20 protein-coding genes are annotated in these 22,652 nt (G+C 72.5%); 10 read left to right on the top strand and 10 right to left on the bottom strand.

All coding sequences use genetic code 11. The annotated features are described in order from the left end of the window. Window positions 1–8 precede the first annotated feature (8 nt). Window positions 9–416, top strand: coding sequence for a RidA family protein (locus ABZ801_RS01600; RefSeq protein ID WP_344941728.1), 408 nt, complete (start codon window positions 9–11; stop codon window positions 414–416). Continuing rightward, a complete protein-coding gene (locus tag ABZ801_RS01595; protein ID WP_360691329.1) occupies window positions 413–1,504 on the top strand; it encodes an alkene reductase in 1,092 nt (363 codons plus the stop codon). Before ABZ801_RS01600 ends, ABZ801_RS01595 begins: the two co-directional genes overlap by 4 nt. Before the next feature lie 252 nt (window positions 1,505–1,756). Here ABZ801_RS01595 and ABZ801_RS01590 read toward each other — a convergent pair whose 3' ends face one another. Then, the gene (locus ABZ801_RS01590) at window positions 1,757–2,632 is read right to left on the bottom strand and encodes an alpha/beta hydrolase (protein WP_360691326.1); all 876 of its coding nucleotides are present in this window, start codon (window positions 2,630–2,632) and stop codon (window positions 1,757–1,759) included. Window positions 2,633–2,714: 82 nt separating this feature from the next. Between ABZ801_RS01590 and ABZ801_RS01585 the strand changes: the two genes are divergently transcribed. The 4 genes from ABZ801_RS01585 (at window position 2,715) to ABZ801_RS01570 (ending at window position 4,932) form a co-directional block, all read left to right on the top strand. After that, entirely contained in the window at window positions 2,715–2,885 is a 171-nt protein-coding gene (locus tag ABZ801_RS01585) for a hypothetical protein (RefSeq protein ID WP_360691323.1), read from the top strand. A 512-nt stretch (window positions 2,886–3,397) separates the two neighbouring features. Further along, window positions 3,398–4,105, top strand: a complete 708-nt coding sequence (locus tag ABZ801_RS01580; RefSeq protein WP_360691320.1) for an MBL fold metallo-hydrolase — start codon at window positions 3,398–3,400, stop codon at window positions 4,103–4,105. A 237-nt stretch (window positions 4,106–4,342) separates the two neighbouring features. After that, window positions 4,343–4,522 (top strand): DUF1737 domain-containing protein, encoded by a 180-nt coding sequence (locus tag ABZ801_RS01575; protein ID WP_344941718.1) that lies wholly within the window; start codon window positions 4,343–4,345, stop codon window positions 4,520–4,522. Window positions 4,523–4,785: 263 nt separating this feature from the next. Continuing rightward, window positions 4,786–4,932 (top strand): hypothetical protein, encoded by a 147-nt coding sequence (locus ABZ801_RS01570; RefSeq protein WP_360691317.1) that lies wholly within the window; start codon window positions 4,786–4,788, stop codon window positions 4,930–4,932. Between the two features lie 416 nt (window positions 4,933–5,348). Here the strand turns inward: ABZ801_RS01570 and ABZ801_RS01565 are convergent, their stop codons facing one another. The 4 genes from ABZ801_RS01565 to ABZ801_RS01550 all read right to left on the bottom strand — a co-directional run bounded on the left by ABZ801_RS01565 (window position 5,349) and on the right by ABZ801_RS01550 (window position 9,080). After that, on the bottom strand, window positions 5,349–5,882 hold the full coding sequence (locus tag ABZ801_RS01565) for a hypothetical protein (RefSeq protein WP_360691314.1): 534 nt from the start codon (window positions 5,880–5,882) through the stop codon (window positions 5,349–5,351). Window positions 5,883–6,288: 406 nt separating this feature from the next. Beyond that, entirely contained in the window at window positions 6,289–6,894 is a 606-nt protein-coding gene (locus tag ABZ801_RS01560; protein ID WP_344941711.1) for a TenA family protein, read from the bottom strand. Window positions 6,895–6,972: 78 nt separating this feature from the next. Continuing rightward, complete coding sequence (locus ABZ801_RS01555; protein WP_344941708.1) at window positions 6,973–8,331, bottom strand: FtsX-like permease family protein; 1,359 nt, start codon at window positions 8,329–8,331, stop codon at window positions 6,973–6,975. Window positions 8,332–8,336: 5 nt separating this feature from the next. Beyond that, entirely contained in the window at window positions 8,337–9,080 is a 744-nt protein-coding gene (locus tag ABZ801_RS01550) for an ABC transporter ATP-binding protein (protein WP_344941705.1), read from the bottom strand. Between the two features lie 203 nt (window positions 9,081–9,283). On the opposite strand from ABZ801_RS01550, the gene ABZ801_RS01545 reads away from it, so the two are divergent. After that, window positions 9,284–10,060, top strand: a complete 777-nt coding sequence (locus ABZ801_RS01545; protein ID WP_360691309.1) for an alpha/beta hydrolase — start codon at window positions 9,284–9,286, stop codon at window positions 10,058–10,060. 237 nt (window positions 10,061–10,297) lie between these two features. Here ABZ801_RS01545 and ABZ801_RS01540 read toward each other — a convergent pair whose 3' ends face one another. Continuing rightward, window positions 10,298–10,906 (bottom strand): TetR/AcrR family transcriptional regulator, encoded by a 609-nt coding sequence (locus tag ABZ801_RS01540; protein ID WP_360691306.1) that lies wholly within the window; start codon window positions 10,904–10,906, stop codon window positions 10,298–10,300. 190 nt (window positions 10,907–11,096) lie between these two features. Here ABZ801_RS01540 and ABZ801_RS01535 point away from each other — a divergent pair, with 190 nt between their 5' ends. Genes ABZ801_RS01535 through ABZ801_RS01525 form a run of 3 tightly spaced genes read left to right on the top strand, consistent with a single transcriptional unit; the run spans window position 11,097 to window position 13,652 of the window. Further along, window positions 11,097–11,681, top strand: coding sequence for an NAD(P)H-dependent oxidoreductase (locus ABZ801_RS01535; RefSeq protein ID WP_360691303.1), 585 nt, complete (start codon window positions 11,097–11,099; stop codon window positions 11,679–11,681). Between the two features lie 16 nt (window positions 11,682–11,697). Continuing rightward, window positions 11,698–13,197 carry a DHA2 family efflux MFS transporter permease subunit gene (locus tag ABZ801_RS01530; RefSeq protein WP_360691300.1) on the top strand — a complete coding sequence of 500 codons (1,500 nt, stop codon included), beginning with the start codon at window positions 11,698–11,700 and terminating at the stop codon, window positions 13,195–13,197. 56 nt (window positions 13,198–13,253) lie between these two features. Continuing rightward, entirely contained in the window at window positions 13,254–13,652 is a 399-nt protein-coding gene (locus tag ABZ801_RS01525) for an SgcJ/EcaC family oxidoreductase (RefSeq protein ID WP_344941690.1), read from the top strand. A gap of 17 nt (window positions 13,653–13,669) precedes the next feature. Here the strand turns inward: ABZ801_RS01525 and ABZ801_RS01520 are convergent, their stop codons facing one another. The 4 genes from ABZ801_RS01520 to ABZ801_RS01505 all read right to left on the bottom strand — a co-directional run bounded on the left by ABZ801_RS01520 (window position 13,670) and on the right by ABZ801_RS01505 (window position 22,503). Then, complete coding sequence (locus ABZ801_RS01520) at window positions 13,670–15,826, bottom strand: PQQ-binding-like beta-propeller repeat protein (RefSeq protein WP_360691296.1); 2,157 nt, start codon at window positions 15,824–15,826, stop codon at window positions 13,670–13,672. A 14-nt stretch (window positions 15,827–15,840) separates the two neighbouring features. After that, a complete protein-coding gene (locus ABZ801_RS01515) occupies window positions 15,841–17,904 on the bottom strand; it encodes a serine/threonine-protein kinase (RefSeq protein WP_360691293.1) in 2,064 nt (687 codons plus the stop codon). Window positions 17,905–18,015: 111 nt separating this feature from the next. Beyond that, a complete protein-coding gene (locus ABZ801_RS01510) occupies window positions 18,016–18,957 on the bottom strand; it encodes a LysR family transcriptional regulator (RefSeq protein ID WP_360691290.1) in 942 nt (313 codons plus the stop codon). 111 nt (window positions 18,958–19,068) lie between these two features. Further along, on the bottom strand, window positions 19,069–22,503 hold the full coding sequence (locus ABZ801_RS01505) for a tetratricopeptide repeat protein (RefSeq protein ID WP_360691287.1): 3,435 nt from the start codon (window positions 22,501–22,503) through the stop codon (window positions 19,069–19,071). Window positions 22,504–22,652 lie beyond the last annotated feature (149 nt).

The following is a 22,652-nucleotide window of genomic DNA, read 5'->3' as shown; positions in this document are numbered from 1 at the left end:
GAGGGATCATGACCGGCACGATCGAGCGGATCGCGACCGACCCGGACTGGTACGAGCCGTACCGGATCTCGCAGGCCATCCGGGCGGGCGGGTTCGTCCACGTCTCCGGGCAGGCGGGGATCGACGAGCATGGCCGCACGGTCTCCGACGACTTCCTGGAGCAGGGGCGCCAGGCGTTCCGCAACATCGAGCGGGTGCTGAAGGAGGCCGGCCTCTCGATCGCCGACGTGGTCAAGGTCGGCATCTTCGTCACCGACATGGCCGCGCACCTGGACGACGTGATCCGGCTGCGCGAGGAGTTCCTCGCCCGCCCCTACCCCGCCGACACCCTGCTGGAAGTGTCGTCGCTGGCCCAGCCCGACTGGCAGATCGAGGTCGAGGTCACCGCGCTGGACCGGCGGGAGGACGTCCGATGACCGCGAGCCCGCTGCTGCGTTCCTACGATGACGGCCGCCTGAGCCTGCCCAACCGCATCGTGATGGCGCCCATGACACGCGGCCGTGCCGACGACGTGTCCGCCGTCCCGCACCCGCTGACCAAGGAGTACTACGCCCAGCGCGCCGGGGCCGGGCTGATCGTCACCGAGGGGCTGTGGGCGGACCCGCTCGGCAAGGGCGGCCCGGGCATCCCCGGCCTGGTGACCGACGCGCACGTGGCCGGATGGCGGGAGGTCACCGACGCCGTGCACGCCGCCGGCGGACGGATCTTCGCGCAGCTCTGGCACGTCGGCCGGATGACGCATCCGGTGACGCTGCCGGACGGCGAACTCCCTGTCGCGCCGTCCCCCGTCCGCATCGAGCACCAGCAGATCTTCACCAAGGACGGCTTGCTCGACCACGTCACGCCGCGCGCGATGACCACGGCGGAGGTCGAGGCCACGATCGCCGCCTACGCCGCCGAGGCGCGCAACGCGGTCCGCGCCGGGTTCGACGGAGTTGAGCTGCACGGCGCGAACGGCTACCTCGTCCAGCAGTTCCTCGCCGAGAACACCAACCGGCGCACCGACCGCTTCGGCGGCTCCCTCACCCGCCGCCTGCGTTTCGCGGTCGAGGTCATGGAGGCCGTCGTCGCCGAGGTCGGAGCCGAACGGGTCGGCCTGCGCATCTCCCCGGACAACCCCGAGAACGAGATCGCGGAGGAGGACGCGCAGGGCACCTACCGGACACTGGTCGACACCCTCGCCCCGCTCGGCCTGGCGTACCTGCACATCATCGAACGCGGCGCCTACCCGGCCCTGGCCGACCTGCGCCCCCGTTGGCCCGGCACCCTCATCGCCAACTTCAACGGCCCCCAGCCGACCACCCGTGAGGCAGGGGAGAAGGTGCTGAACGCGGGCTTGGCCGACCTCTTCTCCTACGGCCGCCTCTTCATAGCCAACCCCGACCTCCCCACCCGCTTCGCCACCGACGCCCCCCTCAACCCCATCCGGGAAGACCTCATCTACGGCGGCGACGCCGAGGGCTACACCGACTACCCAGCCCTGGCGCCAACGCCCGTCGGCTGACCCCCGGCCCCTCGCAACTCGACCGGTACGTCCCCCCATGCCTGCGGGGGACGTACCGGCACCCCCACCGAACACCCAGCCACCACGGCCCCACGTCCCGCGCGTCCGCAGGACGTCCTTCCTGGGAGCAGGGGGCTTCTCGCCGCCGCGACCCCGAATGCGGGTTCGGCTACGTCGCCGTGGCCCTCGCACGCGACCCGCACCACAAGATCAGCAGAATGGCGCAGGCGTGTCCGCCTGCCGGCGGAACGGTCAGGGCGCGATCAGGTCTTGGATCGCCGCGGCGACGGCCTCGGGTTGCGCCTCCGGCAGGAAGTGCCCGCCGGGCAGGGGCAGGGTGCGGAGATCAGGCGCCCAGCCGCGCCAGACGGCACCGGGGTCGAACGGCAGGACCATGTCGCCGGGGTCCTGCCAGATCGCCAGTGTGGGTGCCTTGATCTGCCGGCCCGCCTGACGGTCCTCTGCGTCGTGGACCGCATCGACGAAGGCGCTGGCCCGGTAGTCCTGGCAGATGGCGTGGATCGCCTCCGGCGTCCGCAACGCCGACAGGTACGCCTCCCGTGTGGCGGGATCGATGGTGGCGGCGTCGTCGACCCAGGTGTCGAGGAAGTGGCCGAAGAAGGTGTCGGGATCGGCGCCGATCATCCGTTCGGGCAGGTCGTTCGGCTGGGCGAGCAGATACAGGTGGAAGCCGAAGACCCCGCCCACTCCCGTCAGCGAGTCCCACATCTCGACCGTGGGGATGACGTCGATCACCGCGAGGTGGTCGATCGCGGCGGGGTGATCCAGCGCGGCGCGGAGGGCGACCAGCGCTCCACGGTCATGGCCGACCAGGCTGAACCGCTCGTGGCCGAGTTGCCGCATCAGCTCGACCATGGTCGCGGCGGTCTCGCGCTTGGCGTACCGCTCGTACCCGCCGGCCGGTCTGCCGCTCGCACCGTATCCAGGCAGGTCGGGGCAGATGACCTGGAAACGGTCGGCCAGTGCCGGAGCGACATGCCGCCAGGTGAGATGGGTCTGCGGAAAGCCGTGCAGCAACAGCAGCGGCGGCCCCTCGCCCCCCGACGCGACATGGATGTCGAGGCCGCTGACGCGGACCTTCCGCTCGGTGAAACCAGTGATCTTCATCCGGCCAGCTTGTCACCACATTCCGACAGTCCTCGCTGCCCCAGGGGCGATCACCTTGGTTCCGGATTCCGGGCGCGCCTGGGTGACGACCTCGTACACCATGCGCACCACCCGGGCTTGGCGGCGGGTGTCGTCCCGGTACACCAGGGTCCGCTCGCTGGCCGGTGCCGCGGTGCGCTGCGGCGTGCTCGCCCAGCGGGTGGCGGGTGGTGTCGCCCACCTCGGCGTACCGCTCCACCAGCTCCAGCGCTGACGCGGCGCTGTACTCGGCCGAGTGCGGTGCGCGAGTGCACTGATCGGCAGGTTCCCCGGCCGATACGGGTACGTCTGGGCTCCCCCACCACACCGCAGCCACTGACATGTGGATCAGGCATTCTCCGGGGTTGCGCGCCGTCCTCGTCCACGCGGCCGTCGCCGTCGGGGAACCTGTCCGAGTGGCCGTAGGCCCGCAGGTGGTGCGGAGGAGGCGATGGCGTAGCGGCCAGGCAGTCGAGGTGGGCGTGGCCGAGCGGGCTGAGCCGGGCGGCGTCCTCGTCCTCCGAGGGCCCGGCAGCTATCGCCGAGGACCACGAGCCGCACGCACGCCGCGTCGGTGCGCAGGTCGTGCCCGGCGGCCGTGGCGTTGCCGACCGTGGGCGCCACCAGCATGGTCAGCACCCGCAGCGTGGTGGGATATGAGGCTGACCTGGGCCGAGAACGTACGAGAAGGTCTCGTCGGCTACCGGGATCCGGATTGCCGGCGTCGCCTCATGGACGGGTGATGGCTTGCTCGAGCAGGTTCTGAAGGACGCGCTGCCGCCGCGCGGTTGGCTCCCGGACACCACCGATGAGGTGTGGACCGCCCACCCGGACTACCTGGACGACTCCGGTCACCTCGTGGCGAGCATCGGCGGCCTGCTGGTGGAGAACGGCGACCGCGCACTGTTGATCGACGCGGGGTTCGGGCCGCAGTCGCTGCCGCCCGATCCGGGAACCCCACGCGGCGCCATCCACGGGGGCGCGCTCCTGGACAATCTGGCCGAGCTCGGCCGCAGGCCGGAAGAGATCGAGTCGGTGGCCTCCACCCACCTGCACCCCGACCACATCGGCTGGGCCTGGCACCCCGCCCCCGGCGGTGACCACCCGGCGTTCGTCCATGCCGACCACCTCGTCTCCGCGCCGGAATGGGCCCAGCGCGACCTGCTGGAGACGCACGGCATGACCACTTCGCCGACGTGGTGTTCGGGCAGGTCCGGCGGGACGGCGACCGCCCCGCCTGGCGCCCCCTCGACGCCTGACCCCGCCGGGGGACCGGTGACAACGACGATCGCGTGCGGACTCCCCACCACGTCGCGCACCGGGTACTGGCCGGGCATCGTCGCAGCCGCGCCGACCGCGACGGCCACGACGATGCCCGGCTTCACCGTCGAGGCGCCCGCCCCGGCGACCGAACAAGACCCGCGCACGTCTCCCGTACCGCCGCCGGGCCGATGACCAGTGTCTTCTACACCGCCACAGCAGCGGGCTCGCCATCACCGAGCGGGCGGCGGCGGACGGATGGCTGCTGCCGCCCCCGGAGCCCGATGAGTGGATGCGCCGCCTGGGCACGCTCCCGCTGATGTACCAGCCCGGACAGCAGTGGCGCATTTGTGACCTGAGCCGGGAGGCGAAGAGTCCTGCCGGTCGCGCTCGCGGCCCGGTCCCGGCTGCCCAGCTCTCTACACTTGCCGCATGCCCGACGCGAAAGATCTTCCCAGGTACCGCGTTCTCACCGGCCCCGACGACGAGGCCTTCTGCCGGAGGGTCAGCGAAGCACTGGACCTCGGCTACGAGCTGCACGGATCGCCTTCGCTGACGTTCAACGGGGACCGTGTGATCGTGGCCCAGGCACTCATCCGGCCGAAGCTCTAACGCCCCGGCCGCGCGAGCACGAAGCGAGGGCTCACGGCTCGCGGCCGCCCGCGAGCCGGAGGGCTCGTTCGCGCGAACCTGTCTGTCACGTCGTCTCACCGTCCGCGCGAATGAGACTCCAGGCCAATGTGCCACCGTGTCCGCATGGTCTTGCGGCTCATGTCCCATGCTGATGAGTCGATCCGGCTCTCCCACGATCAAGCGTTGGTGCTGTACGACTTCGCACACCGCCTGGTGCTCGACATCAGCGTCAAGGAGCAGGAGTGATCTATGTACACCGTGGGGAGTGGAACGTGCTGTCCAGCGTGCTCGCACAACTGGAGACGCGGTTGCCGGAGATCTTCATGCCGGACTATCAGGAGCGGCTTCAAGCAGCGCGAGTACGACTGAGGCCCGTAGACGAGGAGTGACGCTCGCTGGCGCCCCTGCCCTTCACCTCGTCATCAAGTACGTGTAGATGATGGCTGTGGCACGGGGAGCGGGGCGGACCATCCGCGCCGTGGTCCACCCCGCAGTCTTAACGCCGTGGCCCGAAGCCGTATCCTCCCGCCCGGGGTGCGGCTGGACTCGCGGCGACAGTGCTAATGCACGGCCGCCGCTGGCTACCAGTCATGTGTGTTGATCAGCTCGTCTAGGGGCCGGTTCATTTCGTGTCGCCTGCGCGCCTGACGGGGCAGATGCTCTGCCGAATTGAGTTGTGGTAGGGGACGGCGCACTTGCGTCGCCGCATCGGCCGCCCTCTCCGCCGGTCGGCGCGAGCGGCGGGGGCGCGAGTCCCCGGCCGGCAGGCAGGGGAAACAGCCGTCCGGTTTGTCGCGGCTGGTCATCAGGTCTGCGTTGCCGCTGGCCCTCGGTGTCCAGGACGGCATTCCACCGGTTCCCACTCTCCGCCCTCCCAGAGCTGCGCCATGTACGGCAGATCGGGGACGCCCGAGAACCAGTGCAGAAGGAACTCTGTCGCCGTCATTTGCAGGGGAGGCTCATCGATCCACTGGTCGCCCCGTCCTTCGGCCACGATCGGCCACTCATCGGGATCGCCCTCGGTCAACCAGCCGAACCAGTCACCGTCGATCGTGGTTCCCCAACCGAGAAACCCTCCTGGCTCGGGCCAGGCGGCGAGCATATAGGTGTCAGGGAACCGCGCTCGGAGACTGCGGTACGTGTCTCCCCTCATCACAGCCGCCTGCGCCCAGGTCACGCCGTGACTCCGCACTACTCGCGGGTCGGCGACCATGAGGAACTCCAGGTACTCCCGAGTACCATCGTCGCTTCCTCCCAGGCCGCCCACCTGGAAGGCTCCATAGCGTTCGATCAGTGCCACAAAGTCCTGAGGCAAGCCGGTTCCCAGCTCAGCGAACACCTCCTCCCAGGACCGCACCCCATAGACGGGGTTCGCCGGTGGCGGGAGGAGAGCCACAAGCTCATCCAAGGGCGTCAGATTTGTCTCCACTCGTCACCTTCTACACCGCGTCGGGAGAGGTTTACAGCCGCTGGGGCACCAGTCGATGGGAACCAGGGGACAGGCTCTGCGGCGGGGGCGGCTCCGTACGGTGACGGTCATTGTGGGCCAGAGGTCTCGGTCTCGCGGACGTCGCGGAGTCTGACCGGACGTCCTGCTTGCATCTTCCTGGGAGCGGCGCGGTGCCCGTTGACGCCGCGTAGGACGCGGGTGAACCACACGACCAGGACGTCCCAGCGGGCGGGGCAGGCGTCTGGGGGCCTCCAGGACGCCGGGCGTCCTGGAGGACGTCGTCGGGGTGGGAGGGTTACGGGACGGTCCAGAAGGCGAGTTCGTGGCGCATGCCTTCGCGGAAGAGGTGTTCGGCGCGGGCTAGGTCGGGGGCGGCTTCGTCGATCATCTGGGCGATGCGCCGGGTGAGGGTGGCGAAGGCCGGGTCGGCGTAGGTGTCGACCCAGCGGCGGTAGCGGGGGTCGGCCGGGGGGTTCTCGGCGAGGCGGGCGCCCAGGGTGGAGTAGCCCCACATGCACGGGTAGAGGGCGGCCAGGCCGTCGGCGTAGGTGGCGGCGCTGTCCAGGAGGAACGCCGTGTACGCGGCGCAGGCCGGGCCCTTGACGGCGCCGTCCAGGTCGGCGCCGAACGGTTCGGCCAGTGAGCGGTGCAGGGAAAGTTCCACGTGAAACGTCGAGTGCGCCAGGTCGACCAGGTCGCCCAGGTGGCCGGACGGCGCCTGCCACGCCAGGCGGCAGAAGACCCGCACGTAGTCGAGCAGGTACAGGTAGTCCTGCTCCAGCCAGGACCGGAACACCGCATCGTCGAGGTCGCCGCGGGCGATGCCCGCCACGGTGGGGTGCGCGAGCTGCTCCTCGACGAGGGGACGACCGATTTCCTCCAGATGTGCCGCAACGCTCATGGCCGTCAGTGTCCCATCATGCGGAATCCGGGGCGGTCCGCGGGGGACCGCCCCGGACCGTCCGGAGCATCACCGAGGTCAGACGGCCACCGCCTTGACGGCGGGGGTGTGCAGCGCGCGGCGTGTGGTGGCCAGGCTGGTGATCAGGGCGAGGAGGGCGGCCACGGCGACGACTCCGGCGTAGATGGCCGGGGTCGCGTCCGGCAGCGGCTCGCCGGTGCGGGCGATGGTGAACGGGACGATCGTGCACAGGGCGGCGACCGTGCCGAACGCCACGCCGACGACGGTCAGCACTGCGGCCTCCAGGCCCGTCACGGCGAGCACCTGGCGGGGTGTGGCGCCGGTCAGCCGCTGGCCGGCGAACTCGCCGCGCCGGTCGGTGGTCGTGGCGATCAGCGTGTTGATCAGCATGATCGCCGCGAACAGCACCAGCATGCCGATGACGACGAAGTTGAGGGTCTTGATGTTCTCCTGCTCGACGGTGGACAGCAGGCCGTCGGCGGCGAGCGCGGCGTCGTCGACGCGCTGCATGTAGAGGGTGCCGGTGGCGATGCCGGTGAACAGGATGATCGGCATCAGCGCCCCGGACAGCTGCTGGGCCCGTCCGCTCAGGTTGTGCCGGGCCAGGTACCCGGCGGCGCCCGCGGCCGCCAGCGGCCCGGCCAGCATCGCGGCTGACGCGCGCAGCAGCATCGGGCTGAGCAGGGCGAACCCGACGGCGACCCAGATGGACGTCTGCCCGGCGGTCTGCATGGCGTCGGTGCCCTTGTCGCGCATCACCGTGGCTGTGACGACGGCGAGGTTGGCGCCCAGCAGCAGGAACAGGATGCCGAAGACGACGCGCTTGCGGCTGGTGCGGCCGCCCTGGGTGCCCGCCTCCAGCAGCGTCTCGGTGACCCGCATGCGGGTGGTGCGCCGCGCGGTCAGCAGGGCCGCGAACGTCGATCCGGCGAACGTGACCGCCATGCCGATCGTCAGCGCGAGCGGGCCGAAGGCGTGCTCCACGCCGGGCGCCACCTGGTCGGTCTCGATCAGCAGGTCCAGCACCAGGCGCCCGCCGAGCAGGGCCGGGACGATCGCGGCGAGGGTGCCGACCAGGCCCAGCACGGCCGCCTCGCCGACGATCATCCGGCGGATCTGGGCGGGGGTGGCGCCGACGCTCTTGAGCAGGGCGATCTCGTCGGTGCGCTGGCGCACGGCCAGCGACAGCGTGGAGGTGACGGAGAAGGCCACCATGATCAGCCCCCAGCCGCCCACCACGCTCGCCATGGTGATCAGCGTCTCCCGGCTGGCCGCCGGGACCCCGTCGGCGACGGCGGTGTCGAGCAGGGACGCGAACGCCATGACGAGCGTCCCGCCGAAGAACGTGGCGCAGAACGCGGCGGCGAACGCGCCGGTGCGGTGGCGCAGGGAGCGCAGGGCGAGTCCGAACATCATGCCGGTCACACCCCCACCGCGACGTCGTCGCCCAGGTGGGCCAGCCGCTCGGCGACGGCCTCGGGCGAGGGGGCGCGCATGCTCCCGGCCAGGCGCCCGTCGGCAAGGAAGACCACCGAGTCGGCGTGCGCGGCGGCGACCGGGTCGTGGGTGACCATCACGATGGTCTGCCCGTCCCGCCGGACCGTCTCCCGCAGCAGGGCCAGCACCTCGCGGGCGCTGCGGGTGTCCAGGGCGCCGGTCGGCTCGTCGGCGAAGACGACCTGCGGCTGGGTGACCAGGGCGCGGGCGATGGCGACGCGCTGCTGCTGGCCGCCCGACAGCTCGGCGGGCCGGTGGTTCAGCCGGTCGCCGAGGCCGACGCGGCGCAGCGTCTCGACGGCGCGGGCCTTGTCGACGCGCATCCCGGCCAGCCGGCGCGGCAGCGTGACGTTCTGCAGGACGGTCAGCGTCGGCAGCAGGTTGAACCGCTGGAAGACGAACCCGATGCGCCTGCGCCGGAACTTGGTGAGCGCGGTCTCGTCGTCGCCGGTCATCTCCGTCCCGGCGACGAACACCCGGCCCTCGGTGGGACGGTCGAGCCCGGCCGCGCAGTGCAGCAGGGTGCTCTTGCCGGAGCCGGACGGTCCCATGACGGCGGTGAACGTCCCCGCGGGCAGGCTCAGCGACACGCCGTCGAGGGCGGTGACCGTCCCGTACTCCTTGCGCACGGCCACCAGCCGCAGCGCCTCGCCGTTGTGTGGGTTCATCGTGCTCGCCTCCGTGCGGCGTCAGGGGGTGGGGGGACTCGTTCGGTGTCGTCGTCGACGCTACGGAGCGGGTCCGGCCGTCTCGATGGGCGCAACTCCTCTTCAGGGGTAGGAGAAAGCCCACCCCCGGGTTTTTTATCGGTCGCTACAGATATGGGCTAGCATCCGTTCTGTAGCGACCGCTAAAAAAGTGGAGGAGCGGCATGAGCACGTTCGCGCGCACCGTTCGCGGCACCGGCGGGCCGGGGGTGGCGCTGGCCCACGGCGCGGGCGGCGGTGTCGAGCCCAACTACGGCCCGATCCTGGACGGCCTGGCCGAGGGCCGCACCGTCGTCGGCGTCGACTACCCCGGCGCCGGCGCGACGCCGCGGTCCGATGTCCCGCTCACTCTCGACCAGCTCGCCGACGAGCTGGTCGGCGCCGCCGTGGACGAAGGCCTGGACACCTTCTCGATCGTCGGCTACTCGCTCGGCGGCCCGGTGGCGGTCCGCGCCGCCAGCCGCCACCCCGACCGAGTGAAGGCGCTGGTGCTGACCGCGACGTTCGCACGCCCCGACAACCACCTGCGCCTGGCCGGCGACCTGTGGTCACGCCTGCTGGAGGCCGAGGACCGCACGCCGCTCGGCGACTTCGTCACGCTCTTCGCGCTGAGCCCGTCCGCGCTGGCCGCCCTCCCGGAGGACGACCTCGCCGAGACCGTGGCCGCGACCGTCGCCACCGTCCCGCCCGGCACGCCCGAGCAGGTCGACCTGGTCCGGCACGTCGACATCCGCGCCGAGCTGGCCGAGCTGACGATCCCGACGCTGGTCATCACCACCACCGCCGACCTGCTCGTCCCGCCGCCCGTCCAGCGCGACGTGGCCGCCCGCATCCCCGGCGCCCGCGTGGCCGAGCTGGACACCGGCCACCTGCCGTTCGCCGAACGCCCCGACGAGTGGCTGAAGCTGATCACGACGTTCCTCGAGGAGGTCGCCGCCTGACCCCGCGCCGTCACAGCACTGCGGCGGCCCCCGCCTCGCCGAGGTAGGTCGGCAGAACGGCACCGCCGTTCCCGGCCACCTCCGTGATGTGCCGCCGCCGCAGCAGACGCCCTGCCCCCCGTGGGGGTGCCCTCCTTGACCGGCCCCCAATCCGCGCGGTCATCGGCGCGTCGACGCTTGTTAATGGGCTCTGGGTGGGTGAGGGGGTGGCGTCGAGGTGCTTGGGGGTGTGGAGGGTTAGGTGGGGAAGGGTGGCCAGGCGTGCATGGCCAGGGCGGCGACGCGTTCCAGGTCGGCGCGGGTGGCGCCGTCCTGGGCCTGGCGGGACATGCCCTGGACGATGGCCGCGAAGAAGGTGGCCAGGCCGGTGACGTCGGTCCAGTCGGGCAGCAGCCCGGCGCGGACGTCGGCGGCGATGCGGTCGGCGATGCTCTGCCTGGTGGCCAGCCGCATGGCGCGCAGCTCCTCGGCGACGTCCGCGCAGTCGGGGCCGTGACTGGCGGTCGCGGTGATGATGAGGCAGCCGGGCGGGTGGGACGGGTCGGTGTAGTCGGCGGCCATCTCGCGCAGCATGCGTCCGATGGCGCGTTCGGCGGTGGGCTCCTCGGTGAGCGCGCGCGCCACCAGCGCCCCGTGCCGCTCCTGGTAGCGGCGAACGCACTCGCCGAACAGCGCGCGCTTGTCGCCGAACGCCGCGTAGAGGCTGGGCGGCCGGATCCCCATGGCGGCGGTCAGCGTGGAGATGGACGTCGCCTCGTAGCCGTGCCGCCAGAACTCCACCAGCGCCTTCTCCAGCGCCGCGTCCCGGTCGAAGGCGCGCGGACGGCCCGGTGTCCTGGTGGTCATACCACCCATTCTATAACGCTCGATACAAATCCCGCGCCCTGGCGCTTGACCTCAACCTTAGTTGAGGTCCCACCCTGGGGTCAGGCAAGCGGCCCAGTCAGGTGACAGATGCCCGTCTCCGGGGGCCGCGCCTAGCGTCATTCTCATCCGCGAAACATCCCTGACCAGCATGAACGCAAGGGAGAAGGACATGACCGAGACCCCACTGCGCGTGGCGATCATCATCGGCAGCACCCGCGAGGGCCGGTTCGGCGCCCGGGTGGCGGACTGGTTCGCCGAGCAGGCCGCCGCGCGCCCCGACATGACCATCGACGTCGTGGACCCGGCCCGGCAGCCCCTCCCCGAGCTCGGCGCCTCGCCGGCCGACGCCGAGCAGGTCGACGTGGCCGCGCAAGTGCGGCGCACGCTGGACGCCGCCGACGCCTTCGTGATCGTGACGCCGGAGTACAACCACAGCTACCCGGCCTCGCTGAAGAACCTCATCGACCTGCACTACACCGAGTGGCGCGCCAAGCCGGTCGCGTTCGTGTCGTACGGCGGCATGGCGGGCGGGCAGCGCGCGGTCGAGCACCTGCGGCAGGTCCTGGCCGAGTTGCACGCCACCACCATCCGCGACACCGTCAGCTTCCACAACGCGTGGGAGGACTTCGACGCCGACGGACGCCACCGGGACCCCTCGGCCTGCAACGCCGCCGCCAAGGTGATGCTCGACCAGCTCGCCTGGTGGGCGCACGCGCTGCGCGAGGCCAGGTCCAAGCGGCCCTACGCCGCATGAGCCGCCGGGACATGAGATGACGACCGCAACCTCTCCGGCCACGTCCGACGGCACCGCGTCCCGCGCCCGCCCCGCGCCGCTGGCGATCGCCCTGGTCCTGGTGCTCGGCTCGATCATGGTGACGCTCGACCAGACCGTCGTGAACGTCGCCGTCAACCGGCTCTCCCAGGACTTCGCCGTCCCGCTGGCCACCCTGCAATGGGTGATCACCGGGTACTCCCTGGCCCTCGGCGCGGTCATCCCCGTCACCGCGTGGGCGGCGGGACGATTCGGTGCCAAACGGCTGTACCTGCTCGCGATCGTGCTGTTCGGGGCGGGCTCGCTGCTGGCCGGCACCGCGTGGAACATCGAGTCGCTGATCGCCTTCCGGGTGCTGCAGGGCCTCGGCGGCGGCATGGTGATGCCGCTCGGCATGACGATCCTGCTGCGCGCCGCCCCGCCCGACCGGCTCGGCCGCCTGATGAGCACGCTCGGCCTGGCGATCCTCGTCGGGCCGCTCGCCGGGCCGGTGCTCGGCGGCTGGCTGGTGGACGAGGTGTCGTGGCGCTGGATGTTCTTCCTGAACGTCCCGATCGGGGTCCTCGTCGTGCTGCTGGGCCTGCGCGTCTTCCCGCGTGACGAGCCCGGCCCCGTCCGCGCGCTCGACGTCCCCGGGCTGCTGCTGCTCTCCCCCGGCCTGGCCGCGCTGATCTACGGCGTGACCAGCGGCGGCGAACGCGGCGAGTTCGCCGCCCCCGGCGTCTGGGTGCCGCTGCTGCTGGGCGGGACGCTGGTCGCGGCGTTCGTCCTGCGGGCGCTGACGGCCCGCCATCCGCTGATCGACCTGCGGCTGTTCCGGCGGCGCTCGTTCGCCACCGCGAGCGGCGTGCTCACGCTGTTCGCCACCGGCTACTTCGGCTCGATGCTGCTGCTGCCGCTGTACCTGCAGGTGGTGCGGGGGGAGAGCGCCACCGCCGCCGGGCTGCTCGGCGCGCCCCTGGCCCTGGCCTCGGGCACGTCCATGCAGATCACCGGACGGCTCATCGACAGGGTCGGCCCCCGCCGGATCGTGGTGGCGGGCGCGGCCCTGGCGGCGTGCGGCTTCGCCCTGGTCGTCGCGCAGCTGTCGGCCGACGTCCCGTACTGGCGGCTGTGCGCTGCGCTGGTGCTGGTCGGCCTCGGCGGCGGCGCGACGATGATGCCCACGATGACGGCGGCGAGCGCGGGGACGCCCCGCGACCTGGCGCCGGCCGTCAGCACGACGGTGAGCCTGGTCAACACCACGGTCGGCGCGATCGGCACGGCGGTCGCGTCCGTCCTGCTCACCGCGGCGATGGCGGCCCGCGTCCCGGCGGCCGAGGGCGGCCTGCAGTCCCTGCACGCCCTGCCACCGGACGCCCTCGCCGAGGCCGCTCCCGGGCTGGCGGACGCGTTCCAGCACACCTACGTGTGGGCCGTGGTCATGACCGCCCTGGCCGTCGTGCCCGCCCTCCTGCTGCCGCGCCGCGACGAGTTCCGCCGCGGGGTGTCGCGATGAGTTCCGTCGTGCGGCCGGGTCTGCATGGGTGAACGCACGCGACCAGGAGGTGAGCCTTGTCAGACGACCGAGAGCAGATCCGGGCCCTGATCGAGCGGTGGACGGCGGCGGTGCACGGGGGCGACATGGACGGCGTCCTCGCCGACCACGCCGACGACATCGTGATGTTCGACGTGCCGCCGCCATACGAGGGCGTCCGCGGCATCGACGCCTACCGCGAGGCGTGGCCGGGCTTCTTCCAGTGGCAGGCGCAGGGCGCGTCGTTCGACATCGAGTCGCTCGACATCACCGCGGGCGAGGACGTCGCCTACGCCTTCGCCCTGCTGCGCTGCGGGACCCCTGAGGAGTTCGCGGAGAACCCGGCCAACCGCCTGCGCCTCACCCTCGGCCTCCGCAAGGAACAGGGCCGCTGGGTCGTCGCCCACGAACACCACTCGTTCCCCGACGTCTCCTAGGCCCCCTGCCGGGGGTGTCACAGGTCGGGGCGGATGGCGTGGACGACGGAGTCGTCGACGGCGCAGTAGGCGGTGTCGCCCACCACGGTGACCTGCTGCACCGAACCGACGATGGGAGCCGTTTCGGGGTCGAAGCGGTAGCGGACGCGGCCGGTCGCCAGGTCGGCGACGGTCAGCCCGTCGACGGCTCCGTAGTAGACCAGGGACCCGGAGACCACCGGCCGTTCGCCGAGGCCCCGCCCGACGCCGAGTTCCCAGCGGACCCGGCCGGAGGCGGCGTCCAGGGCGACGATCCGTCCCTCGTTGTCGGTGGCCACCGCCAGGCCGCCGCTCACGGAGGGCAGCAGGAAGTCGCGCGTGGCCGGATTGCCCAGCGTGCGCAGGACGGGGTGCTTCCACCGCAGGCGCCCCGTCCCCGCGTCTACGGCGTACAGCGTGCCGTTCTGGCCGCCGACATAGACGGTGCCGCCGGCGATCGTCGTCGGTACCCCCATCATCATGCGGGACGCCGCGTCGTCGCCCAGGGCGGTCTCCCACCGCTGCTTTCCGGTGGCCGCGTCGAGACCGCGCACGGCGCCGTCCTCGCAGACCACCGCCACCAGGCCGCCCGCCGCCGCGGGCGTCGTGGCGACGGCCGCGCGGGTGCGCGTCTGCCAGCGGAGGCTGCCGGTCGCGGCGTCGACCCCGTAGACGAAGCCGTCTCGGGCACCGAAGTAGCACACGCCGCCCGCCAGCGCCGCGTTCGACATCACGTCGCTGTCGACGCGGTACTGCCAGACCGGCCGGCCGCTCGCCGCGTCGAAACCGGCCAGCCCGGCCTCCCCGGCCCTGCTGTAGGTCATGCAGACGACGTTGCCGGTCGTGACCACGGCGGGCACCTGCGTCTGGCTGCGCAGCGTTTGCGTCCACAGGCTTCTGCCCGTCGCCGCGTCGAACGCCGTCAGCGACTCGTCGGCGCCGTTGTTGGCGCAGACGAACCCCCTTCCGTTCAGCAGCACGGCGGAGGTGTCGCGGGCCGCCGTGAAGTCGCCGCGCCACCGCTGCTCCCCGGTGCGGGCATCGAGCGCGAAGGTCCGTCCGGACAGCGCGGCGGAGGCGAACGCGTACACGGTGCCGTCCGCCACGGCGAGCGGCGCCCGGACGTACATGTCGTCGGGGATCTCGAACGTCCAGCGGACCGGGGAGTCGCCGCGGCGCAGGAGGAGGAAGCCCGCCCCGCCCGCCGCCAGCGCGGCGACGGCGGCGCCGCCCGCGCCCAAGGCCAGGAACATGCGGCGGCTCGGTGCGCGGGGGACGCCGGTGTCGCCCCGCCGGGCGACGTCGTGGGCGACGTGCGCGGGCAGCCACTGCGTGCCCTGCGGTACGGGCGCCTGCTCGGCCGACAACTGCGCCAGCAGCCAGTCGGGGCCGGGACGGCGCGCGGGGTCCTTCTCCAGGCACGCCGCGATCAGCGCGCGCAGGCCGGGATCGGCGACGCCGTCGAGGTAGGGCGGCAGGTGCAGGACGCGGTACACCAGCTCGTGCACGGCGCCCTGCCCGAACGGGCCGACGCCCGTGGCCGCGTAGGTGAGGACGCCGCCGAGCGAGAACACGTCCGACGCCGGCCCGACCTCCTGGCCGGACGCCTGCTCGGGGGACATGTAGGCGGGCGTGCCGAGCGTCGCGCCCGTCCGGGTGAGCGTCGTGGCCTCGCTCGGGCGGGCGATGCCGAAGTCGATGACCCGGGGGCCCTCGGGCGTGAGCATCACGTTGGACGGCTTGAGGTCGCGGTGCACGATCCCGGCGCGGTGGACCGACAGCAGCGCCTCGGCGAGCCCGGCGCCGAGCGCGCGGACGGCGGGGGCGGGCAGCGGCCCGTGCGTCGCCACGGCGTCCTGCAGGGACATCCCGCGCAGGAACGTCGTGGCCAGCCACGGCGGGTCGGCGTCGGGATCGGCGTCCACCACCGGCGCGGTGTAGACGCCGCTGACCGCGCGGGCGGCGGTGATCTCCCGCTGGAACCGGGCCCGGAAGGCGGGCTCCTCCGCCATCGCCGGATGGATGATCTTGATGGCGACGGTGCGGCCGGACGGCGAACGGCCGAGGAAGACCTGGCCCATGCCGCCCGCGCCGAGCCTGGCCACCACCCGGTACGGCCCCACCTGGCGCGGGTCTCCGGGACGTGTCGCGGACATCGGTTCTCCGTTTCTCAGCCGGTCGCGGTTCCGGACCCGCCGCGGGCGTCGAGAGCGTACAGGTAGCCGTCCTTGCAGCCGATGTAGACGACCCCGTCCGCGACGGCCGGGCTGGACTCGATGCCCTCCTCGGCCTGGAACCGCCAGATCTTGCGGCCGGTGGCGGCGTCCAGCGCGTACACGCTGCCGTCGGCGTAGACGCCGCTCGGGACGTACAGCACGCCGCCCGTCAGGACGGGATCCTCGTGGATCTCGCCCTCGGTCTGGACCCGCCACTTCATCGTGCCCGTGGCGGCGTCGAGGGCGGAGAAGTTCTGGCCGAAGTCGCCCACGTAGACCACGCCGTCCGCCATCACAGGACGGGACGTGACCTCGTTGCCCGCGTCGTACTTCCAGCGCCGTTTGCCGGAACGGGCGTCCACCGCGTAAACCGTCTCACCCTGGAAGTCGCCGAAGCACACCAGGCCGTCCGCGACCGCGGTGCTCCGTACCTCCCTGGACGACCTGTACGTCCAGCGTGTGCGGCCGGTGGCCGCGTCGTAGGCGATCAGGCTCCTCTCACCCGGCACGTAGATGACGCCGTCGGCGACCACGGGGGATCGGCCGCCGCCGCGTCCCTGCCATCGCACCGAGCCGGTCTCGGCGTCCAGCGCGTAGAAGGTGTCGCCACCGGCGTACACGAGACCGTTGGCCGCGATGACGTCCGCGTAACTCCTGCCGACCGTCCGCCGCCATCTGAGCCGGCCGGTACGGGCGTCGACGGCGTGCAGGACGCCGTCCTGGGCCAGGGCGTAGACGACGCCCGAGGCGACGGCGGGGGTGTTGATGCGCCGTCCGGTCCGGTAGGTCCACAGCGGCTTGCCGGTCCGGGCGTCGAAGGCCCGCACGTCCTCCTTCTCGCTGCCGATGAAGACGCGCCCGCCGGCCACCACCGGGGTGATGCTCAGATACTCGGCGCCGGTGAAGCGTTTCCACAGGACCTTGCCGTCGCGGAGCGGCGCGGGCGACGCGGCCGAGGACGGCGCGGCCGAAGTCGTCGCCGACCGGCCGCCGGACCCGCCGGAGTCCTCCCGCGACGAGCGCACCAGCGCCGTGGCGACTCCCCCGGTGCCGAGCGCGACGACCGCGGCGGCTCCGCCGAGCAGCAGGACCCGCCGCCGGGTCGGTCCGGCAGGCGGCCCGTCCGCCGTGAACGGGGCGTCGGGGACGTTCGTGCCGGCCTGGGCGATGCGCGCGGCCACGGTGCCGGGCAGCCAGCCGACGCCGTGCAGGTCGGTGCTCTGCGGCACGTGCGGGGCGAGCAGTTCCAGCAGCCGCGCCGGCGTGGGGCGCCGGGCCGGATCCTGGTCCAGGCAGGCTTCGACGACGGCCCGCAGCGCCGGGTCGGTGACGCCGTCCAGCCGCGGCCGTTCGTGGACCACCCGGTAGATCAGCACATGGGGCGGCCCCTGACCGTAGGGGCCGACGCCCGTCGCGGCGAAGACCAGGACCGCGCCGAGCGAGAAGACGTCGGCGGCGGGCCCCGACACCCCTCCCCGGGCCTGCTCGGGCGCGAGGAAGCCGGGCGACCCCACGGCGGAGCCCGTCCGGGTGACGATGGCGGCGTCCGCCGCGTGGGCGATACCGAAGTCGATCACCCGCGGGCCGTCGAGCCCCAGCATGACGTTAGAGGGCTTGAGGTCGCGGTGAACGACCCCCGCGCGGTGGATGGACACCAGCGCCTCGGCGAGCCCCGCGCCCAGCGCGAACACGGCGGGCACCGGCAGCGGCACCGCCTGGTCCAGTGGGACGCCCGGCAGGTACGCGGTGGCCAGCCACGGCGGGTCGGCGTCGGGATCGGCGTCGACGACGGGCGCGGTGAAGGCGCCGCTGACGGCCCGCGCGGCGCCGACCTCGCGCCGGAACCGCGCGCGGAAGTCGGGGTCCTCGGCCAGGTGCGCGTGCACGAGCTTGACCGCCACCAGCGTCCCGCCGGGCGACCGCCCCAGGAACACCTGCCCCATCCCGCCGGCGCCGAGCCTGCCCAGCAGCAGGTGGCCGCCGACGCGCCTGGGATCACCGGACCGCAGAGCCTCCATGCGCCGCCCCTCTCCCCGCCACGGCCGTGAACGGATCTCAATGATTGTCCGGGAAGAGAGACGCCGTTACGCCCCCATCTTGTTCGCGAAAGGTTGTCGCGCGGCGGTGCATCAGCGGGTGAAGCCGGGACGGTCCTGGGCGGGCAGCCAATGGGTCGACGCGTCGAGCGGTCGGAAGTGGCGCCTGACGTAGGAGATGAGCGTCGGCAGCGCCGGGTGGCGGTTCTGGCGGTGCCACAGCAGCGAGAACGGGAACACCGGCACCGGGTCGACGATGGGGAGCTGCACGACGTCCGGATTCCACGGCACCCGCATCCGCTCGCCCACCAGGCTGATCACGTCGGCCGAGGCGGCGACCCGCTCCACGTCGTCGTCCAGGCCGAAGTTGGGACCCGAGGCGTCCATGTGCACGCCGAACCGCGCGGTGAAATGCCGGTAGTACTCGGCCCACTCGGTGTCGGGACTCGCGAGGCCGGGCATCCAGGCCGTCATCCCCCGCAGCGCCGCGACCGGCACCTGCCGTTCGGAGGCGAGCGGATGCCGCCGCCCGACGAGCACGTGCATCCGATCCGCGTAGGCGGGCGCGTGCGCGACCGCCTCGTCCAGCTCACCGGTGACACGGGCGAACGAGGCGTCGATCTCCCCCCGGACCAGCGCGGGCGCGATCGCCCGGAGTCCCTCCTTCGACCTGACGGTCTCGATCTCGAGGTCCGGGACCGACGCGTGGAAGTCCCGCACCACCTCGTTCGTGGCGATCCGGCTGCTCAACACGTCCACCCGCAGCGCCCGGTGCCGGCTGCGCAGCAGCGCCACGGACTGGTCGGCGAGGGCGAGCAGGGCACGGGCGTTGACGAGGAAGGCCGCGCCGTCCTCGGTGAGCTCGGCCCCGGTGCGCGTCCGGTGGAACAGGGCCGTGCCGAGGTCGGCCTCAAGCCGCGCCACCCGTTTGGAGACCGCCTGCTGGCTCAGCCCCAGCACATCGGCGGCATCGCCGAAGAACCGAGCGTCGGCGACGGCCACGAACGCCCGTACCGCCCCCAGATCAAGATCCACTGCTCTCGTGCAACTCCTGCTTGCGCCACGCCGGAGCGCCGGACGTCGCGCCCGGCCGCTCGAATACGAAACCCGCCGACGACCGTACAACCACCGGGCGCGGACGCTTCGTCAGGTTTCCCGCAGCCGGTCGAGCAGCCGCTCGGCGTCGGCGTCGAAGCCGTCGAAGCCGCTTGCGAGCGCGCGCTTCATCATCGCGATGGCGCGGTCGCGCTCGCCGGTCTCGGCGAGGTGTTCGCCCAGCCGGTACGCGGCCTCGGCGACGTACTCGGGGTTGTCGCTCAGCTCCAGGGTCCGCTCGTAGTGGCGGGCCGCCTCGGCCTTGTCGCCCAGCCAGTAGTACAGCTCCGCCAAGTGCGCCACGGCCGTGGGGATGTGCCTGTCGTCACCGGAGTCGATGACCTTCTGGAACCACGGGAGCGCCTCGTCGAGGTCGTGCCGGCTCTTGGCGTTGAGCGCCATGCTCAACTGGGCGATCAACGCGATCTCCTGCTCCTCCTCCCCCTTGGAGTTGGCGAACATCTTCAGGAGCGCGCGCAGGATCGGCTCGGAGGCCTCGAAGTCCCCATGGAGGCCGTGGATCTGCGCCAGGTAGAGCAGGGACCACCGCGCGTCGTACGGATACTCCTCCTCCCACTGCTCGCGCCACGCGTCGACGGCGGCCTGGTACGCGTCGCGCGCTCCCGCCAGGTCGCCCATGTCGCGCAGTTTGTCGCCGAGCCGCTTGGCGGTGTGCGCCCGCCCGTGCGCCGGGTCACCGGCCGCCACGGCGCGTTCGTGGGCGTCGCGGGCGGCCTCGACCGCTCCCGCCTTGTCGCCCAGCTTTCCCAGGACGGTGGCCAGGTTGAACGCGGCGTTGGTCGCGTGCGAGCCGTCCGCCTGACGGCGGGCCCGCCGGTAGGCCTCGGCGGCCTCCGCCAGCCTGCCGTCGCCGGAGAGGATGTGCCCCAGCCCGAGAGACGCGCGGCCGGCGGCGATCCGATCGTCTCCCTCGATCGCCATCGCGTAGGCGATGCGCGCCTTCTTGTAGTCCTCGTCCTTGTAGAAGGCGTCGGCGATTTCGACGATCAGGCGGTCCTCGCGGCCGTGCCGCAGTGCGTGCCGTGCGCCTTCCAGGTCGTCCCGGACGGTCAGCAGGACGGCCTGGCAGGTGCCCGCCCACCGCGCGTACGGCGGGACGCCGGTATCGGCGACGGTGCCCCAGTCTCGCAACGCGTCGTCCCACTCCTTCCGGGAGGCTTTCTCGCGCGCCGCCAGGAACAGCCCGTACGCGGCGGACTCGGGGGCGCCGTCAAGCTCGCGCAGCACCTGGGTGAGAGGGTGGTCGCCGGGCTCGTCGGACGTCTCGACGATCCGCGCGCCCAGCGAGGTGGCCAGGCGGCTGCCGTGGGCGTGGCGTTCACCGTTCCACGCCTTCAGCCATTCCAGGGCGCCCTGGACGGCGTACGGGTTGCCGTTCAGCGCGCCCAGCCCGACGGCGGCGAGGGCCGGGTCGGCGATCTCCATCAGCGGCTGGGCGAGGACGAACGCCTCGCGGATCTCCTCGATCGCGGCCTCCCGCTCGACCAGCAGCTCACCGAGCCGGACGGCGATCCACGGCAGGATCCCGTACGGGCTCTCGCGGGTGGCCCGGGCCGTCTCGCAGGCGCGGCTCAGTACCCCGATGGCCTCGTCGTGCTCCCCGGAGGCGATCAGCAGGCCGCCGAGCAGGTATCCGGCGTAGGACGCGGCGAGCGCGTCGTCCGCCCCCTGAGCCCGCGCGAGGATCTCGCGGTCGCCGAGCAGGCGTCCGAGCAGGACCGTGGCCAGTTCGCCGCCCGCTTCGTAAATGCTGCGGGCGGTCTCGGTGTCGCCGAGGTGCTCGGCGGCAATCGCGCGCTGGAGCGACTCATCGTCGAGCACGCTCAGGGCCACGGACGCCTGCGGCGCGGCCTCCGGGTCCTCGCCCGAGGCGACCCGGCGCAGGCACTCGACGGCCAGGCCGCTGGACGGGGCCAACGCGGCCAGCGTCAGGCCGGCGCGCATCCCGGCCGACGTGCGCCCCTTCCCCGTGTGGGCGCTCAGCAACTCGCGCGCGGAGTCGACATCACCCGCGCGGGCGGCCTCGACACCGCGCTCGACCTCGTCGGCGGCGCGGACGTCCGCCGCCCTGGCGGGCAGGTGACCGATCACCTCGAAGGCCGGCGCCGGGCGCGGCGACGCCGGGAGGACGGGAATGATCCGCACCTCGCTCGGACGCCCGCCCGGGTGGTGCAGGTCGACGGCGAGGAACCGTCCGTCCGGCGACCATGCGACCGCCCCGGCGCGGCGGCGGAGCCGGGCCCGGGCGACCAGCCTCCCGCCCTCGTCGACCTGCCGGAGCGTGGGTTCGACCGCGTCGTCCACCGCCTCGGTGACGGCCAGGTAGGTGCCGTCCGGGCTGGCCGCGAAGTCGGTCACGTCCCCGTCGGTCTCCACGACGCCCAGGAACCTTCCGTCCTGCGGGTCGAGCACGGAGAACCGCATGGGGTCGCCCCTGCCGTCGAGCGCGAACATCCGGGACTCGTCGGAGGAGAAGGCGACCGCCCAGGCGTCGGGCGGGAACTCGGCCGCGTCGGCGTCGGGGTCGATGCCCAGCAGGACGGTGCGGTCGGTGGTGTGAGGGGCGCTGACGAACTCGACCCCGGGCCCTTCGCCGAACTCGACGCGGTAACGGCCCGTGAGGGAGCGGACAAAGCCGGCCTCCAACGGCACCTCCACCCCGGCTCCCGCGTCGACATCCCATGCCACCTGCGGCTCGTAGCGGATCTTCGGCCGCGCGACGATCACATGGCGTCCGGGCACCCACATCAGGCCCATCCCCGACGAGGGCCGCGGGGTCGTGAACCGGGCCCGCTCGGTCCAGCCTTCTGTGCCGTACACGACCACTTCGCCATGTCCCCCGGCGACGGCGAGCAGGGTTCCGTCGTCGGAGAAGGCCAGGGCGCCGGCGCCCGGGTCGCCGCCCGTCCGGCCCGGGAACGGGACCAGGGAGGCCACCGCCTCGCCGAAGCGCAGCTCGCCGGGCACGTCCCCGCCTCCGAACTCGGGGCTCGGATACCAGACGGTGGCCCAGCTGTAGCCAGGCTCCACGCCGGTGAGCCAGCGCGGGTCGGTCACGCGCACCACGTAGTCGGCCTGGACGAGCCGGTGCTCGTCCACCCAACCCCCGTGCCGCTCGTAGTAGAAGTCGTGGATGTGCTCCCAGTCGTCGGCATCCGGCTCGGCGTTGCGTTCGGCCACCCGCTGGACGCTCCTGACGTAGGAGCCCGTGTTCTCCTCCGTCCAGGCATCGTCCATCAGCACCTTGTAGTCGAACTCCGCCAGCGTCCCGTCGGGCGGGTTCCCCCGGCTCGTCCACTGGTCGGCGTAGTCCCAGAGCAGGCGCAGGAAGAACACGGGATCGTCGGGAAGGTCGAGGGCCTCCCTGAACGCGCTCTCGTAGTAGACGACGAAGATCCGCATCCGCACGCTCAGCCGGTCGGGCGCGACCGCCAGGACCCGTGCGCCGTACAGATCGGTGGACATGAGGGGCTCCAGACATGATCAACAACTGTGGGCGCTCAGCATGCCAGCCCCCACCGACACCCCACCCCGCATCCGCCGACCCCGGCCGATGCCGCTCCGGCGAACGCGCCGGCCAGGCACCAAGCCCGCCCTTCCAGCTCCTCACGCGT

The organism is Actinomadura sp. NPDC047616, from assembly GCF_040642915.1.
Lineage (GTDB): Bacteria > Actinomycetota > Actinomycetes > Streptosporangiales > Streptosporangiaceae > Spirillospora > Spirillospora miaoliensis.
Note: the sequence above shows the minus strand (reverse complement) of the source record. Positions and strands in the feature narration are given on the sequence as shown.

What these genes read in the sequence shown, in the direction of transcription:
- ABZ801_RS01540 (WP_360691306.1), bottom strand. Translation starts at nt 10,906, where the DNA reads ATGACCACCAGGACACCGGGCCGTCCGCGCGCCTTCGACCGGGACGCG.
- ABZ801_RS01505 (WP_360691287.1), bottom strand. Translation starts at nt 22,503, where the DNA reads ATGTCCACCGATCTGTACGGCGCACGGGTCCTGGCGGTCGCGCCCGAC.
- ABZ801_RS01535 (WP_360691303.1), top strand. Translation starts at nt 11,097, where the DNA reads ATGACCGAGACCCCACTGCGCGTGGCGATCATCATCGGCAGCACCCGC.
- ABZ801_RS01560 (WP_344941711.1), bottom strand. Translation starts at nt 6,894, where the DNA reads ATGAGCGTTGCGGCACATCTGGAGGAAATCGGTCGTCCCCTCGTCGAG.
- ABZ801_RS01590 (WP_360691326.1), bottom strand. Translation starts at nt 2,632, where the DNA reads ATGAAGATCACTGGTTTCACCGAGCGGAAGGTCCGCGTCAGCGGCCTC.
- ABZ801_RS01555 (WP_344941708.1), bottom strand. Translation starts at nt 8,331, where the DNA reads ATGATGTTCGGACTCGCCCTGCGCTCCCTGCGCCACCGCACCGGCGCG.
- ABZ801_RS01595 (WP_360691329.1), top strand. Translation starts at nt 413, where the DNA reads ATGACCGCGAGCCCGCTGCTGCGTTCCTACGATGACGGCCGCCTGAGC.
- ABZ801_RS01520 (WP_360691296.1), bottom strand. Translation starts at nt 15,826, where the DNA reads ATGTCCGCGACACGTCCCGGAGACCCGCGCCAGGTGGGGCCGTACCGG.
- ABZ801_RS01545 (WP_360691309.1), top strand. Translation starts at nt 9,284, where the DNA reads ATGAGCACGTTCGCGCGCACCGTTCGCGGCACCGGCGGGCCGGGGGTG.
- ABZ801_RS01575 (WP_344941718.1), top strand. Translation starts at nt 4,343, where the DNA reads ATGCCCGACGCGAAAGATCTTCCCAGGTACCGCGTTCTCACCGGCCCC.
- ABZ801_RS01530 (WP_360691300.1), top strand. Translation starts at nt 11,698, where the DNA reads ATGACGACCGCAACCTCTCCGGCCACGTCCGACGGCACCGCGTCCCGC.
- ABZ801_RS01600 (WP_344941728.1), top strand. Translation starts at nt 9, where the DNA reads ATGACCGGCACGATCGAGCGGATCGCGACCGACCCGGACTGGTACGAG.
- ABZ801_RS01515 (WP_360691293.1), bottom strand. Translation starts at nt 17,904, where the DNA reads ATGGAGGCTCTGCGGTCCGGTGATCCCAGGCGCGTCGGCGGCCACCTG.
- ABZ801_RS01550 (WP_344941705.1), bottom strand. Translation starts at nt 9,080, where the DNA reads ATGAACCCACACAACGGCGAGGCGCTGCGGCTGGTGGCCGTGCGCAAG.